The organism is Mycolicibacterium chlorophenolicum (assembly GCF_001044235.1).
GTDB lineage: Bacteria > Actinomycetota > Actinomycetes > Mycobacteriales > Mycobacteriaceae > Mycobacterium > Mycobacterium chlorophenolicum.
Genome location: NZ_JYNL01000069.1, coordinates 70,624 through 86,024, shown reverse-complemented (window position 1 = coordinate 86,024; position 15,401 = coordinate 70,624). Strand labels below are relative to the sequence as shown.

At 69.7% G+C, this 15,401-nt stretch carries 13 protein-coding genes; 7 read left to right on the top strand and 6 right to left on the bottom strand.

Features of this window, described 5'->3' with window-relative positions:
• The first annotated feature begins 27 nt into the window (after positions 1 to 27).
• Both MCHLDSM_RS30160 and dtd read left to right on the top strand, forming a co-directional pair.
• Positions 28 to 651: a DUF305 domain-containing protein gene (locus tag MCHLDSM_RS30160; protein WP_048473477.1), complete on the top strand. Its 624-nt coding sequence runs from the start codon at positions 28 to 30 to the stop codon at positions 649 to 651.
• On the top strand, positions 652 to 1,083 hold the full coding sequence (dtd, locus tag MCHLDSM_RS30155; RefSeq protein ID WP_048473476.1) for a D-aminoacyl-tRNA deacylase: 432 nt from the start codon (positions 652 to 654) through the stop codon (positions 1,081 to 1,083).
• Position 1,084: 1 nt separating this feature from the next.
• On the opposite strand, the gene MCHLDSM_RS30150 is transcribed toward dtd, so the two are convergent.
• On the bottom strand, positions 1,085 to 1,972 hold the full coding sequence (locus MCHLDSM_RS30150) for an AIM24 family protein (protein ID WP_048474086.1): 888 nt from the start codon (positions 1,970 to 1,972) through the stop codon (positions 1,085 to 1,087).
• Between the two features lie 123 nt (positions 1,973 to 2,095).
• On the bottom strand, positions 2,096 to 3,082 hold the full coding sequence (locus MCHLDSM_RS30145) for a helix-turn-helix transcriptional regulator (RefSeq protein WP_048473475.1): 987 nt from the start codon (positions 3,080 to 3,082) through the stop codon (positions 2,096 to 2,098).
• A 249-nt stretch (positions 3,083 to 3,331) separates the two neighbouring features.
• On the opposite strand from MCHLDSM_RS30145, the gene MCHLDSM_RS30140 reads away from it, so the two are divergent.
• A complete protein-coding gene (locus MCHLDSM_RS30140; protein WP_048473474.1) occupies positions 3,332 to 3,889 on the top strand; it encodes an ATP-binding transcription factor AbmR in 558 nt (185 codons plus the stop codon).
• Here MCHLDSM_RS30140 and MCHLDSM_RS30135 read toward each other — a convergent pair.
• Genes MCHLDSM_RS30135 through MCHLDSM_RS30125 form a run of 3 tightly spaced genes read right to left on the bottom strand, consistent with a single transcriptional unit; the run spans position 3,880 to position 9,723 of the window.
• On the bottom strand, positions 3,880 to 6,051 hold the full coding sequence (locus MCHLDSM_RS30135) for a molybdopterin-containing oxidoreductase family protein (protein ID WP_048473473.1): 2,172 nt from the start codon (positions 6,049 to 6,051) through the stop codon (positions 3,880 to 3,882). The genes MCHLDSM_RS30140 and MCHLDSM_RS30135 overlap by 10 nt on opposite strands.
• 46 nt (positions 6,052 to 6,097) lie before the next feature.
• Complete coding sequence (locus MCHLDSM_RS30130; RefSeq protein ID WP_048473472.1) at positions 6,098 to 7,999, bottom strand: ABC transporter ATP-binding protein; 1,902 nt, start codon at positions 7,997 to 7,999, stop codon at positions 6,098 to 6,100.
• Positions 7,996 to 9,723 (bottom strand): ABC transporter ATP-binding protein, encoded by a 1,728-nt coding sequence (locus MCHLDSM_RS30125; protein WP_048473471.1) that lies wholly within the window; start codon positions 9,721 to 9,723, stop codon positions 7,996 to 7,998. The genes MCHLDSM_RS30130 and MCHLDSM_RS30125 overlap by 4 nt, the downstream gene beginning before the upstream one ends.
• 118 nt (positions 9,724 to 9,841) lie before the next feature.
• Between MCHLDSM_RS30125 and MCHLDSM_RS30120 the strand changes: the two genes are divergently transcribed.
• The gene (locus tag MCHLDSM_RS30120) at positions 9,842 to 10,414 is read left to right on the top strand and encodes a DUF3558 domain-containing protein (protein WP_048473470.1); all 573 of its coding nucleotides are present in this window, start codon (positions 9,842 to 9,844) and stop codon (positions 10,412 to 10,414) included.
• Positions 10,411 to 10,971: a DUF3558 domain-containing protein gene (locus tag MCHLDSM_RS30115; protein ID WP_109788982.1), complete on the top strand. Its 561-nt coding sequence runs from the start codon at positions 10,411 to 10,413 to the stop codon at positions 10,969 to 10,971. Before MCHLDSM_RS30120 ends, MCHLDSM_RS30115 begins: the two co-directional genes overlap by 4 nt.
• Here MCHLDSM_RS30115 and MCHLDSM_RS30110 read toward each other — a convergent pair.
• The gene (locus MCHLDSM_RS30110) at positions 10,968 to 11,474 is read right to left on the bottom strand and encodes a SixA phosphatase family protein (RefSeq protein WP_048473468.1); all 507 of its coding nucleotides are present in this window, start codon (positions 11,472 to 11,474) and stop codon (positions 10,968 to 10,970) included. The genes MCHLDSM_RS30115 and MCHLDSM_RS30110 overlap by 4 nt on opposite strands.
• Before the next feature lie 104 nt (positions 11,475 to 11,578).
• Here MCHLDSM_RS30110 and MCHLDSM_RS30105 point away from each other — a divergent pair, with 104 nt between their 5' ends.
• Positions 11,579 to 12,727, top strand: coding sequence for a metallophosphoesterase family protein (locus MCHLDSM_RS30105; RefSeq protein WP_048473467.1), 1,149 nt, complete (start codon positions 11,579 to 11,581; stop codon positions 12,725 to 12,727).
• Entirely contained in the window at positions 12,724 to 15,378 is a 2,655-nt protein-coding gene (locus MCHLDSM_RS30100) for an AAA family ATPase (protein ID WP_048473466.1), read from the top strand. Before MCHLDSM_RS30105 ends, MCHLDSM_RS30100 begins: the two co-directional genes overlap by 4 nt.
• Positions 15,379 to 15,401: the final 23 nt, after the last annotated feature.

Genomic DNA, 15,401 nt, shown 5'->3' with positions numbered 1-15,401 from the left:
GCAATCAGGTTTGAAGGGAGCGCGACAATGATGTCCACACGCAGACTGCAGGCCGCAGCGGCAGCAGGGGGAGCCGCCCTGGTTCTCCTGCTGACGGGATGTACCGACAGCAGCAGCACCGAGGATGCCGGTGCGTCGGCCTCGCACGATCACGGGTCGATGTCGCAGACTGCCGATCCGGCAGCGGCGCACAACGACGCTGACGTCTCCTTCGCCTCGGGCATGGTTCCCCACCATGAGCAGGCGATCGTGATGAGCGACATCATCCTCGCCAAGCAGGGCATCGATCCCCGCGTGGTCGAGCTCGCCAACCAGATCAAGGCCGCCCAGGGCCCGGAGATCGCGACGATGCAGAAGTGGCTCACCGAGTGGGGCGCCCCGGTGATGAACCACGAGGGCCACGACATGAGCGACATGGGCATGGGGATGATGAGCGACCAGCAGCTCGAGCAGCTGCGGCAGGCCCAGGGTGTCGACGCCACGCGACAGTTCCTCACCGGCATGATCGCCCACCACGAGGGCGCTGTGCGGATGGCGCAGACCGAGCTCGACACGGGCAAGGCCGAGGACGCCAAGAAGCTGGCCCGCGACATCATCGACGCCCAGCAGCGCGAGATCGCCACGATGAAGCAGATTCTCGGATCCCTCTAGATGCGGGTGCTCGTGCAGCGGGTGACGTCCGCGCGCGTGACGGTGGCCGGCGAGGTGGTCGGCGAGATCACCCCGGCCACCCAGGGGCTGCTCGCGCTGGTCGGCGTCACCCATGACGACGAACCGGCCAAGGCGCAGCGTCTGGCCGAAAAGCTCTGGCAGTTGAGGATTCTCGACGGCGAAAAGTCGGCCAGCGACATCGGTGCGCCGATCCTGGTCGTCAGCCAGTTCACCCTCTACGGCAACACCACCAAGGGTCGGCGGCCGACGTGGAACGCCGCCGCGCCCGGGGCCGTCGCCGAGCCGTTGGTCGACGCGTTCGCCGACGCGCTGCGCGCGCTGGGGGCGCACGTGCAGACCGGCGCGTTCGGCGCCGACATGGCCGTCGCACTCGTCAACGACGGTCCGGTGACGGTGCAGCTGGAGCTGTGAGCTACTGCGTCGTGGTGATCTGCACGCCTTCGGACGGCTGGACGATCACGAATCCGTTGCCGTAGAACGACACCTGGACGGCCTCGCCCGATCCGCGGCCGATCAGCGCCCCGGCCTTGAAGCTCGTCTTCAGCTGCGTTTGCAGGTTGGCCGACCACGCCACGACCGCATTGGTGTCGGCGAAGGTGGGGGCCTCGGCGGCGTTGAGCACCACGGGCGGCCCGTCGGTGGTGAGCGCCACCCAGCCGGTCCCGCGCAGCGTGGTGTTGAACAGTCCGCCGGTGGCGATGCTGCCGCCCTTCACGCGTTCGATGTTCCAGTCCAGGCTCGACGAGAACGCCAGCACGTTCTTGCCGCTGATCGACAGGCCGGAGTTGGTCAGGTTGAGCAGGTGGACGTCGTAGGCGCGCTCGGCGAGAAAGACGTCGCCCTGCCCGGCGCACCGCATCAGCGGCAGTCCCTCGCCGGTCAGCGCCTTTTTGATGAACTTCGAGGCCCCGCCGCCCTCGAACGCGAACTCGACGTTGCCCTGGTAGGCGACCATCGAGCCCTGCCGGGCCATGAACGGTTCGCCCAGTCGGACGCGGAGCAGCTTGGCGTTCTGGTTCGCGATCGCCTTGGCTTCCTTCTCGCTGAACCTGCCGTCGACGAGATCGCCGGTGATTCCGGCGAATCCGTCACCGCCGCCAGGGCCCTGCTGGACCTGTGCCTGGACCTGCGCCTGGCCGGGCGCAGGACCGGACTGCGGGCCCGGTGCCTGGCCCAGCGGAGCATGCATCACCTGTCCGCCCTTGGACACCTGATCCGTCCACCGCTGCCCGTCGAACCAGCGGTAGTCGTAGCGCCCCTCCGGGTCGGGCTGCCAACTGCCTTGTCCGGGTGCTGTCACCGTCGCCACCTCCCGTGTTCTGGTGTCCTCACCCTATGCCGAGTCGCGCCGGCATCCTGGGATGATGGCAAAGGAAATCGACCGCCGGTGCGCGCAGTGGTGATCAAACGGGGTTGACGCACCCTAGCGATCGAGGGTGGAGTCCGGGGTGGTGCCGTAGGTGCGGGCGTAGAGAGACCGGAAGCGGCCGAGATGCCAGAACCCCCACCGGTGAGCGATATCGGCCACCGAACCCGTCCCCGGATCTGTGCGGACGAGCTCGTGATGCGCGTTGTGCAGCCGCATCTGCCGGAGATACTGCACAGGCGTGACCTCACGGTGCCGGCGGAACAATTCACCCAGCGTGCCCGGCGACACACGTGCCGCGCCGGCGATTTCGGCGGGCGAAATGTCCTCGCCGACGTGGTCTTCGATGAAGGCGGTGGCACGCCGAAGCGCATCGTGGTTGTCGTCGTCGCGGGCCGTACACGGCGCACCGTTGAGGGTATTGGGGAAGGTCGCAAGCACGCCGGCCGCCACATAGCGCGTCACGGCGCCGGCGACCAAGGGTTCGCGCGCCGCGCGAGGATTGCTCAGGACACTGTGGCGGATGTGGTCGATCACGTCGACGAGATGGTCGTTGGCCGCCGGACTCAACGGCCGCGAACTGGTGAGCGCCGCGACGTGAGCGGTCGGGGCGTCGAGGTCGCCGGCGGCCTCGGCGAGACAGCGGCGGGGCAACGTCAGCACGTGGTAACGCGGCTGCTCGGTCCTGCCGATCAAGGGGCGCCCCTCGACGGCACCGAAGGCGACGACTGTGCCCGTTCCGTACTGGTGACTGTCCTTGCGGCAGGACATGTCTTCGAGCACCCCGGACCGCACCCGACACAGCAGCACGCTTTCCGGTGGCTCCATCACGAAGTCCATGCCGAATGCGAACTCCGCGTCGTCGACCGCCAGCGGGCCGACGTAGCTGCGCCACATCCGGCTGCGGGCATTGTCATGCGGCTGGGATGTGCTGAGACGAATGTTCCCGAACAGGGCGCTCAGCGAGTGTTCGACCTCCTGGAGATCCGTCGTGTTGATGACGAAGTCGCCGGCGGTGGCGTCGGTGTGAGGTTGGTTGTGCATGTTGACCCCGTGCCCCCGTTGTCACTGCAGATGCCGGCAATCAGACCGCCGCGGGCTGTGTCTGGTTGCTGGCTAGGGGCCAACTCTACACTTCTGCTGTGCCTTGATCCCCGATCTGGCGCGAAAATCCTTAGCTGAAATGCGTCGCAACCGTCGGGAGGCTGCCGCGGCGGCCCAGCGAGAGTTTCCCCTTTTCGCCGTCGGTGAACGACCGCATTCCCGCGACTGCAACGGTGTAAGCATGTAATCATGAGACACCAACCCCACAGCCGTAGGTCGGGCCGCTCCGGCGGCTGGCAGCAAGCCGACCAACCCGATGCCCGTGACGCCGCCGAGTGGTTCGCCGGCCGCCTGCCCACCGAATGGTTCGCCGGTGACCCCGAGGTCGTCGTCGACCGCGAGGAGATCACCGTCGTCGGCCGCCTCCCCGAACCCGACGGCGAGCCCGACAGCGAGGCCCGCGCGTCCGGTCGCGCCGCACGATTCCGCGAACAGACCCGCGGTGAGCGCATGCGCATCGCCGACGAGGCCGAGGCGCGCTACGGCCGCAAGGTGGCCTGGGGCGTGACGGTCGGCGACGAGCGAATCCTGTTCACCCACATCGCGGTACCGGTGATGACCCGGCTCCGTCAGCCCGAACGCCAGGTGCTCGACACCCTCGTCGACGCCGGCGTGGCCCGGTCACGCTCGGATGCGCTGGCGTGGTCGGTGCGCCTGGTCGGTGAACACGCCGACGAATGGCTCGGCAAGCTGCGTGACGCAATGCGTGAGGTGGACGACCTGCGCTCGTCGGGTCCTCAGGTCTGATCCACCTTCTCGACGGCCACGAACGTCGAGTTCAGCGCCGGGGTCTGCGACAGCGGATCCACCGGCTCGGCATCGACCAGCAGATTGCGGTTGACGCCGAAGGACTCGGCGGGCGTGCCGCCGCGCGGATCGTAAACCCTTGAGCCCCAGCCGTGGTCGATGATCACCACGCCGGGCCGCGGCTCGTCGTCGACTGACGCGGTGAGCTCGATCCGACCGACGCGCGACGTGACGCGGACCCGGTCGCCGTCGGTGATGCCGAGGCGACGCGCGTCCTCGGGGTGGATCACCACGTCGGTGCCCTTGCCCGAGGGATGCAGGCCCGGCAACTCGTTGAGCCAGGAGTTCATCGAGTGCCTGCGGCGTCGGTTGGCCAGCGAGAACGGGAACTCCGACGGGGGATCGGCCGGCGGTCGGGCGAGCAGGTCGCGGGCGCGGGCCACGAACTCGGCAGGCGCAAGGCGAACCTTGTGGTCCGGGGTGCGCAGCGCGCCGCGGAAGTGCCCGAACTCCCGCGGGCCCAGTACCCAACCGTGCGGGTGGGCGCGCACGTCGCGCCATCGGAGCCTGCGGCCGTTGACCTTTCGACTCGCGGCCAGCACCAGCCGGTCGATCCATTGCGGACCGAACTCCAGCCCGCGGACGCCCGAGAGGCGGGCGGCCCTCCGGGTGGCGCGGATGACCGTGTTGAGACCCGGCACGCGAAACAGCGGACGGCGCATGGCGATCGCGAGGTCGACGAAGATGCGCCACTCCTGACGCGCACCCGGCGGGGGCTCGACGGCCTTCGCGCCGTACTGCACGTACGGCTCGTCGTGCATGTTGCTCGTGAACGCCAGCAGGTCATCGCGTTCCAGCCAGTGCACCGCCGGCAGCAGCCAGTGCGCGTGCCGGTGGCTCTCCCGCTGCACGAAATCGATCGCCACCAGCAGATCCAGGTCGGCCAGCGCCCTGTCGAGCGCAGCCCCGTCCGGGCCCGACACCACCGGATTGCCGCAATTGATCAGCAGCGCCCGGATCCGACCCCTTCCCGGCGTGGTGATCTCGGCGGGGAGTTCCGACAGCGCGTGCCCGCCGGCCACCATCGGCCGCCCCGACAGCCGGTTGCGGTGCGCGCTGGCGCCTATCCTGCTCGACATCCGGATCGTGTCGACGTAGCCGGGTTCGTAGCGCCGACCACCGGGACGGTCCATGCGTCCGGTGATCACGTTGAGCGCATGCCCCAGCCACTCCCCGACGGTGCCGGTCAGGTGCATCGACACGCCGGTACGGGTGACCACCATCGCGGCCCGCGCGGTAGCGAAATCGCGTGCCACCGTCTCGATCTGAGCCCGCGGCAGCCCACACCGCAGCGCCAGGTCGTCGAGATCCGCCTCGGCGGCCAGCGCGCGCAATTCCTCGACTCCGGTGGCCAGGTCGGCGCAGTCCTGCCGATGCTCCAGACCACCGTCGAAGATCACCTTCATCATCCCGAGCAGCAGCGCCCAGTCCTGCGCCGGCCGGACCGGGAGATGGAGATCGGCCTTGGCGGCCGACTCGGTGCGTAGCGGGTCGACCACGACGATCGTGGCGCCCTGGGCCTGCCGGTCGAGTGCCCGCCGCCAGCCGCCGGGCACCGTCTCGAGCCAGTTCCAGGCGCTCACAGCGGGATTGGTGCCGACGAGCAGGAAGTAGTCGCAGTTGTCGATGTCGGAGACCGGGGCCATCAGCATGGAGCCGTACATGGCCTCGGCGACCACGTGCATCGCGTTCTGGTCGATGGACCCGACGAAGTACCGGCTCTGTGTGCCGATCGCGTCGAGCCAGCCGTTCATGAAGATGATGTTCGACGACGAGAAGCCGGCCGGGTTGCCGTAGTACACCCCGACGGCGTCGGGGCAGTCCGCGTCGATCGCCGCGGTCATCCGGGCTGCGATGTCGGCGATGGCCTCCTCCCAGGTCGCCTCGACATAGTCGTCGCCGACCCGCCGCATCGGGGCGACGATGCGGCGCGGATGCTCGACCAGCGCTGCCGCGGTGCGGCCCTTCGCGCAGAAGTCGCGCCACGTGTGCGGGTTCTGCTTGTCGGGCGAGATCTTCAGCACGCGGTTGCCGTCGACGGTGACCTCGACCCCGCAGGACGCCAGGCAGTACCGACAGAACGTGTGCACGGTCCGGGTCATACCGTCATGCTGCCGGAAGCACATCGCTTAATCCGGCGATCGGCACTCAGGCCTGGATCATCGTCCAGTATTCCCCGCGGCGGGCCATCAGTTCGGCGTGCGTTCCGCGTTCGACGATCCGGCCGGACTCCATCACCAGGATCGTGTCGGCGTCGCGGATCGTCGAAAGCCGGTGCGCGATGACGAAACTGGTGCGGTCGCGGCGCAGCGAGGCCATCGCGTGCTGGATCAGCACCTCGGTGCGGGTGTCCACGGAACTGGTGGCCTCGTCGAGGATCAGCAGCTGCGGCCGGGCCAGTACGGCGCGCGCGATCGTGATGAGCTGACGCTCGCCCGCGCTGATGTTGGTGCCGCCGTCGGCGATGCGGGTGTCGTAACCGTCGGGCAGCGTGTGGACGAAGCGGTCGACGTACGCCGCGGTGGCCGCCTCGATGACCTCGTCGCGGTCGGCGTCGGGACGCCCGTAGGCGATGTTGTCGTAGACCGTGCCGGCGAACAGCCAGGTGTCCTGCAGCACCATGCCGATGCGGGACCGCAGCGAGGCGCGGCTGACCGAGGTGATGTCGACACCGTCGAGCAGGATCGCGCCGGCGTCGACGTCGTAGAACCGCATCAGCAGGTTCACCAGCGTGGTCTTGCCCGCGCCGGTCGGCCCGACGATGGCGACCGTGGTGCCGGGCTCGGCGATCAGCGAGAGATCCTCGATCACCGGCGCACCCGGACGGTACGCGAACGACACGTCGCGGAACTCGACGCGGCCGCCGGCCGGCCCGCCGGCGGGAAGCTCGCGCAGCGACGCCGGCGGCTCCTCCTCGGCGTCGAGCAGATCGAAAACCCGCTCGGCGCTGGCGATCCCGGACTGCAGCGTGTTGTACATGCCGGCGATCTGGGTGAGCGGCTGGTTGAACTGGCGGACGTACTGGATGAACGCCTGGATCCCGCCGAGCGTGATCTGCCCGGTGGCCACCTGCAGGCCGCCGACCACCGCCACCGCCACGTAGCTCAGGTTGCCGACGAAGTTGGTCGCGGGGGAGACCAGGCCCGACAGGAACTGCGCGCCGAAGCTCGCGTGGTACACGTCGTCGTTGAGTTCGCGGAACTGTTCCTCGGCCAGCGCGCGGTGACCGTAGGTGGTGACCACGGTGAAACCGCTGTAGGTCTCCTCGATGTGCGCGTTGAGCTTTCCGGTGTTGGTCCACTGCGCCACGAACAACCGGCGCGACCGCCGAGCGATCGACCGCGTGATCCACAGCGACAACGGAACCGTCACCACGGTGAGCACGGTCAGCAGCGGGGAGATCGTCAGCATCATCACCAGCACGGCGACCACGGTGAGCACCGAGGTCAGCAGCTGGGTGATGCTCATCGACAGCGACTGCTGCAGGTTGTCGACGTCGTTGGTGACCCGGCTGAGCACCTCGCCGCGCTGCCGTGAGTCGAAGTAGCGCAACGGCAACCGGTGCACCTTGTCCTCGACGTCGGAGCGCAGCGCCACCATCGTCTTCTGAACTACGACGTTGAGCAGCCGTGCCTGGAGCCAGACCATCAGCGCGGCAACGAGATACAGCCCCAGGGCCAAGGCGAGCGTGCGGGCCACCGCACCGAAGTCGACGCCCTGTCCCGGTACCACGTTCATGCCCGACAGCAGGTCGGCGAACGTGGTGTCGCCACGCGCCCTGGCCGCCTCGACGGCCTGCTCCTTGGTCAGTCCCGCGGGTAGCTGCCGGCCGATGACCCCGTTGAACAGCAGGTCGGTGGCATGCCCGAGGATCCGCGGGCCGATGACACCGATCGCGATGCCGCCGATTCCCAAGAGCATCACCGTCATCGCCAGTCCGCGGTGCGGCGTCAGCCGCCTCAGCAGCCGCAGCGCCGAGGCCGTGAAATCGCGTGAGCGGGCCTGTGGGGGTTCAGCCATCCGCATGGAACGGGCCAGCGGTCCGCTCATGCCGTCCCCACCGACTGGGAATCGGCGAACTGCCGGTAGGGCTCGCAGGAACCGATCAACTCGTCGTGGGTGCCGGCGCCGACCACCCGCCCGTCGTCGACGACGACGATGTGATCGGCCTCGGCGACCGTCGAGATGCGTTGCGCCACCATGATCACCGTCGCTCCCGCGGACACCTCCCGCAGGCGGGACCGGACCGTCCGGTCGGTGTGCACGTCCAGCGCGGAGAACGCGTCGTCGAACAGATAGAGGCTGGGTCTGCGGATCACCGCCCGTGCGATCGCCAGGCGCTGCCGCTGCCCGCCGGAGAAGTTCATGCCGCCCTGCGCGACAGGTTGGTCGAGACCATCGGGATGGGCGGCCACGAAGTCGTCGGCCGCGGCCACCCGCAACGCCGCCCACATCTCGTCGTCCGTCGCATCGGACTTCCCGAAGCGCAGGTTGTCGGCGATCGTGCCGGAGAAGAGGTAGCCACGCTGGGGGACCAGGCCGATCGCCGCCCAGAGTGTCTCGATGTCCAGGTCGCGCACGTCGACCCCGTCGACGCGCACCGCGCCGTCGGTGACGTCGTAGAGCCGGCAGATCAGCGACACCAGTGTCGACTTCCCCGACCCCGTGGACCCGACGATGGCGGTGGTCCTGCCCGGGCGCGCGGTCAGCGAAACATCCTGCAGCACCGGCCGATCGGCCCCCGCATAGCTGAACGTCGCGCTGTCGAACCGGACCTCGCCGGTGATCGTCTCCGGTGTCAGCGCGGCGGCCGGAGTGGTGATCGCCGACCGGGTGGACAGCACCTCGGTGATGCGTTCGGCGCACACCGAGGCCCGCGGGATGATCACCAGGATGAACGTCGCCATCAGGACCGAGAAGAGGATCTGCATGAAGTAGGACAGGAACGCGATCAGCGAACCGACCTGCATCTGGCCGGCGTCGATGCGCAGGCCGCCGAACCAGATCAGCGCGACACTCGAGACGTTGATCACCAGCGTCGTCACCGGCAGCATCAACGCCTGCCACCGTCCGGCCTCGATCGCGGCGTCGGCCAGCGCATGGTTGGCCTCGGCGAAACGGTTGCGCTCGTAGCCTTCCCGCGCGAATGCCCGCACCACCCGCAACCCGGTGAGCTGTTCGCGCATCACCCGGTTGATGCCGTCGATCAGCCGCTGCAGCCGACGGAAGATCGGCAGGAGGTGCGAGACGATCCAGTAGTTCGCCAGCGCCAGCACCGGGACACTGACGAGCAGCAGCCACGACAGCCCCGCGTCCTGGTGCACCGCCATCGCGATGCCGCCCACACACATGATCGGGGCCGTGATCAGCATGGTGGCGGTCAACTGCACCAGTAGCTGGATCTGCTGCACGTCGTTGGTGGTGCGGGTGAGCAGCGACGGAGCGCCGAAGCGCGCGGTCTCCTCGGCCGAGAAACCGGTGACGTGGTGGAAGATCAGCGACCGCAGGTCGCGTCCGACGCCCATGCTGGCCCGCGAGCCGAAGTAGACCGCTCCCACCGCGCACACCACCTGCAGCGCGGACACCCCGAGCATCACCGCGCCGAGTTCGACGATCCGGCGCAGGTCGCCCTGGGCGACACCGTCGTCGATGATCGCGGCGTTGACGGTGGGCAGATACAGCGTGGCGAGCGTGCTGATCACCTGCAATGCCGCCACGATCGCCAGCAGCGGGCGGTACGGACGGGTATGCCGTCGGAGCAGGCCGAAGAGCATCCCGCTACTGTCGCACACCCGCCGACGCCGGTGCCCGTCCGGCGGGCGCACCTGAGAATCGGCTGAACTTGCAGGTCAATCGGCCTGTCGGTGGTTGACCCCGGAGCCTGCCGCTACAGTGCATGGCGTGACCGGAAGCCAGCGTGGACACCGACGGCCGATGAGGGCCGTCGTTGCTGCCGCGGCCATGATCCCCGTGCTCGCGGCGTGCTCGAACGATCAGCCGTCGTCGCCGACCGTTCCGTCGACCGACGCGCCGCCGCAGGCGGCCAAGCACGGACCGTTCTTCCCGCAGTGCGCCGGCATCAGCGACGAGGAGATCGCCAAGCAGACCCAGGTGCAGGGACTGACCAACACGGCGCAGAACTCGGTGGGGTGCCAGTGGCTGGCCGGTGGGTCCATCGTCGGCCCGCACTTCTCGTTCACCTGGTTCCGCGGCAGCCCGATCGGCCGCGAACGCAAGACCGAGGAACTGTCGAGGACCAGCGTCGAGGACATCAACATCGAGGGCCACGACGGCTTCATCGCCTCCAACGACGATCCGACCCTCGGCACCAACCTGTGCGAGATCGGCATCGGCTTCGACGACGACTTCATCGAGTGGTCGATCAGCTACGCCCAGAAGCCGTTCCCGGATCCATGCGACGTGGCCAAGGAACTCACCCGCCAATCGATTGTGAACTCCAAATGAGCATGCGCCGGGGAAAGGCCGCGGCGGCCTCTGCAATGGTCACCGCGCTGGCGGGCCTGGTCGTGTTGACCGGATGCACGCAGACCGTCGAGGGCACCGCCGCCAAGTCCGGTTCCGGGGACGTGCCCCGCAACAACGACTCGCAGCGCCAGTACCCGAACCTCCTGAAGGAGTGCGAGGTCCTCACCGAGGACATCCTGGCCCAGACGGTCGGGGCGGATCCGCTCGACATCCAGAGCACGTTCGTCGGCGCGGTGTGCCGGTGGCAGGCCGCCAACCCGGCGGGTCTGGTCGACATCACCCGGTTCTGGTTCGAGCAGGGCGACATCGAGAACGAGCGCAAGACCGCCCAGCAGCTCAACTACCAGATCGAGAACCGGTCGATCGCGGGCATCCAGTCGTTCGTGATGCGGCCCAACGACCCCAACGGCGCCTGCGGCGTGGCCAGTGACGCCGCCGGAGTGGTGGGCTGGTGGGTCAACCCGCAGGCTCCCGGCATCGACGCCTGCGGCATGGCCATCAAGCTGATGGAGCTCACGCTCGCCACCCGCGCCTAGCGGGGCACGTGGAAGTCGACGAGTTCGGCCCCGCCGAGCCCGAGCCGCCCCCACGGCGCGGCGGTGCGCAGCACCGCGATCGCCGACGTCGGGTACTTCGCCGAGATCTTCTCCGCGACAGCGCTGTTGCCACTGTCCTCCTCGGCCAGTCCGAGCGCCAGTGACGACATCACCGGCTCGTGCCCGATCACCAGCAGCGCGGCCACGCCGTCGTCGACCGCGTTGATCTCCTCGATGACGATGCCGGGCGTCGCCTCGTAGAGGCGTCCCGAGAACCGTGCGGGCGCGGCAATTCCGGTGCGCTCCAGGGTCTGCCGGGTCCGGGTGGCCGTCGAACACAACACCGCGTCGATTTCTCCGAGGCGTTCCCGGATCCAGTCGCCGGCCAGCTCGGCCTCCCGGACGCCGCGCGGGGCGAGGGGACGCTCGTGATCGCCCACCCCGTCGGGGTAGTCCGATTTGGCGTGGCGCAGCAGCACCAGGGTGCGTGTCGGATCGCTCATCGCAGATAACGGTAGTCCATCCGGTGCGCGTCCCGGGACTTGTCGGCGGCCCGCCCTAGACTTCCCGCAGCGACCACGCCGACGACGGAAAGGACGGTCATCCGATGCGATTTCTGCACACCGCCGACTGGCAGCTCGGCATGACGCGGCACTTTCTCAGCGGTGAGGCCCAGCCCCGGTATTCGGCGGCCCGGCGCGGCGCGGTCACCGCACTGGGCCCTCTCGCCGCCGAGACCGGCGCCGAGTTCGTGGTGGTCGCCGGGGACGTCTTCGAGCACAACCAGCTCGCCCCGCGGGAGGTCAGCCAGTCGCTCGAGGCGATGCGCGGTATCGGGGTGCCGGTGTACCTGCTGCCCGGCAACCACGATCCGCTCGACGCCGCGTCGGTCTACACCAGTGCGCTGTTCACCGCCGAGCGCCCGGACAACGTGATCGTCCTCGACCGGCCGGGCGTCCACCAGGTGCGCCCGGGGCTGGAGCTGATCGCGGCGCCGTGGTCGTCGAAGTTCCCGACCACCGATCTGGTCGCCCAGGTGCTCGACGGTCTGCCCGGCGACGGGGTGACGCGCATCGTGGTCGGGCACGGCGCGGTCGACATCCTGGTGCCGGACAAGGACCGGGCGTCGCTCATCGGGCTGGCCGCGCTGGAGGCGGCGCTGGATCGCGGCGCGGTGCACTATGTCGCGTTGGGCGACAAGCATTCTGTGTTCGAGGTGGGTTCCTCGGGGCGGGTGTGGTATTCCGGTGCGCCGGAGGTGACGAACTTCGACGACGTCGAACCGGATCCGGGCAACGTGCTGGTCGTCGACATCGACGAGTCCGACACCGGCAGGCCCGTGCGGGTCGATCCGCGCCGGGTCGGCACGTGGCGGTTCGTGTCGATGCGCCACAGCGTGGACACCCGCCGCGACGTGGCCGACCTCGACATCAATCTCGACCTGATGCCGGACAAGGAACGCACGGTGATCCGGCTCGGGCTGACCGGGTCGTTGACCGTCACCGACAAGGCGGCCCTGGACGTCTGCCTGGACCGCTATGCCCGGGTGTTCGCCGCACTGGTGCCGTGGGACAGGCAGACCGACATCGCGGTGATGCCCGCCGACGGGGAGTTCGACGGCCTGGGCATCGGAGGGTTCGCCGCCGCCGCGGTCGACGAACTGGTCGCCACCGCGCGCACCTCGGGAGAGGGCGCCGAGGACGCACGCGCGGCGCTGGCCCTTCTGTTGCGCCTGACCGAGGGGGGAGCAGCGTGAAGCTGCACCGGTTGACGCTGACCAACTACCGCGGAATCACCCACCGTGACATCAGCTTTCCCGACAGCGGGGTCATCGTCGTCAGCGGCGCGAACGAGATCGGCAAGTCGTCGATGCTCGAGGCGCTGGATCTGCTGCTGGAATCGAAGGACCGGTCCACCAAGAAGGACGTCAAGCAGGTCAAGCCCACTCACGCCGATGTCGGCGCCGAGGTGACGGCCGAGATCTCCACGGGTCCTTATCGTTTCGTCTACAGGAAACGCTTCCACAAGAAGCCCGAGACGGAACTGACCGTGCTCGCGCCGCGGCGTGAACAGCTCACCGGCGACGACGCGCACGACCGGGTGCGCGCGATTCTCGCCGAGACCGTCGACCTCGACCTGTGGCAGGCGCAGCGGGTCATCCAGTCGGCGTCGACGTCGGCGACCGATCTGTCCGGCTGCAACGCGCTGTCGCGGGCGCTGGACGTGGTCGCCGGCCAGGTCGACGAGACGCCCGTCGCCGGGGCCGGCCCGGTCGACGCGCTGCTGGTGGACCGGATCGACGAGGAGTACCGCCGCTACTTCACCGCGACCGGGCGGCCCACCGGCGAATGGCTGGCCGCCACCACCCGGTTGCGCAGCGCCGACGAGGAGGTCGCCCGGTGCGCCGCGGCGATCGCCGAGGTCGACGACGCCGTCCGCCGGCATGCGACGCTCACCGGCGACCTGGCCGCGTTGGCCACCGAAAAGACCGCTGCCGCGGCTGAACTCACGGCAGCGCGCACCGCGGCCGAGGCGATCGCCGTACTGACCGGTGAGCTCGCCCAGGCCAGGGTGCGCGCGGGGGCGGCGGACTCCACGTATGCCGCATCGCTGGCGGCCCTCACCGAGCGGCGGCGGACGCGCGCCGAGATCGACGAGCGCACCGCGGCCGTCACCCGCCTGCAGCAGGAGGCGGAGACCGCCGCCGACGACGCCGACACCGCGCGCGAGATGCGGGTGGCCGCCGACGAGACGGCGCAGCAGGCCCGGACGCTGCTCGAGGCCTGCAAGCAGCGCGTCGACGCGGCGCACGCCGCGGTGGCCCTGCTGGCCGACCGCGAGGACGCCGATCGCCTCGCCGCGCGGATCGCCACCATCGAGCGTCATCAGCGCGAACTCGACTCCACCACAAGGGATCTCGCGAAGATCACGCTCACCGCCGAGCTGATGTCGACCATCGAGAAGGCGGCCGCCGCCGTCGACCGCGCCGCCTCGGCCGTCGACCTGACCTCGGCCCGCATCGAGATGATCGCGGCCGCCGACGTGGACGTCGCGGTGGACGGCGAGGCGGTGACCCTGCAGCCCGGCCAGAGCTGGTCGGCGACGGTGACGGGCGCGACGGAACTCGACCTTCCGGGCGGCCTGACGGTGCGCGTGGTGGCCGGCGCCACCGCCACCAGCACCCAGGCGGCACTGGACCGCGCGACCGAGACGCTGGGCGCCGTACTGCGCGAAGCCGGGGTGCCCGACCTCGACGCGGCCCGGGCGCTCGACGCCCGCCGGCAGGAACTGCAGGCGGCGGGCAAGCAGGTGCGGGCGATCCTGGGCGCACTGTCCGCCGAGGATTCACTCGAGGCGCTGCGGGCCCGGCTGGCCGACGTGCGGAGCCGGCTCCCGGCCGAGGACGGCCTGTTCGACGCGACCACCGCCGCGGTGCAGGACCCCGCCGCGCAGCGGCGGGAGCTCCTCGAGGCCACCGCGGCCCACCAGCAGGCTCTCCTCGACTGCCAGACCCACACCAAGGTCGCCGAAGCCGCCGCCACGCTGGTGGCCGAACGCGAACTGCGGGCCGCGCGCATCAGCGAGAAGCTCGCCGTCGTGGCCGAGGAACTCGCCGCCGCGGGGCGCCGGCTGGCCGAGGTCCGCGCCACGGCCAGCGATGACCAGCTGGCCGTCACGGCTCAGGCCGACGCCGACGCGGCGGCCGCTGCCGCGGCAGAGGTTGCCCGGCTCACCGAGGAGCTGGCCGGCCACGCCCCGCAGGAGGTCGCCACGCGCCTCGACGAGGCGCAACGCGCGGCCACGAGCGCCGCCGCCCGCCACGACGAGGCGGCCGAAGCCCTGCGCGAGGTCGCCGCGCAGCTGAAGGTGTTCGGCACCGAGGGCCGCAAGGGCAGGCTCGATGCCGCCGAGACCGAACGCGAACGGGCCCGCGCCGACTACGGGCGGGTGCAGCGCCGGGCCCGCGCCGCCCAGCTGCTGCGGACCGTGATGGGCCGGCACCGCGACGCCATGAGGTCGCGCTACGTCGATCCGTTCCGCACCGAGGTGGAACGGTTGGGCCGCATCGTGTTCGGCGAGACCTTCGAGGTCGACGTGGACAGTGCGCTGCGCATCGGCCAGCGCACCCTGTCCGGGCGCACGGTGCCCTACGAATCGCTGTCCGGTGGCGCCAAGGAACAGCTGGGCATCGTGGCCCGGCTGGCCGGGGCGGCGCTGGTCGCCAAGGAGGACAGCGTGCCGGTGGTGATCGACGACGCGCTCGGCTTCACCGACGCCGAGCGGCTGACCCGGATGGCCGAGGTGTTCGATGCGGTGGCCGGCGACGGGCAGGTGATCATCCTGACCTGCAGCCCGCAGCGCTACGCGGGGGTGCAGAGCGCGCGCCACATCGAACTGGCCTCGTAGCGGCGCGGCTAGACTTCGCGGTC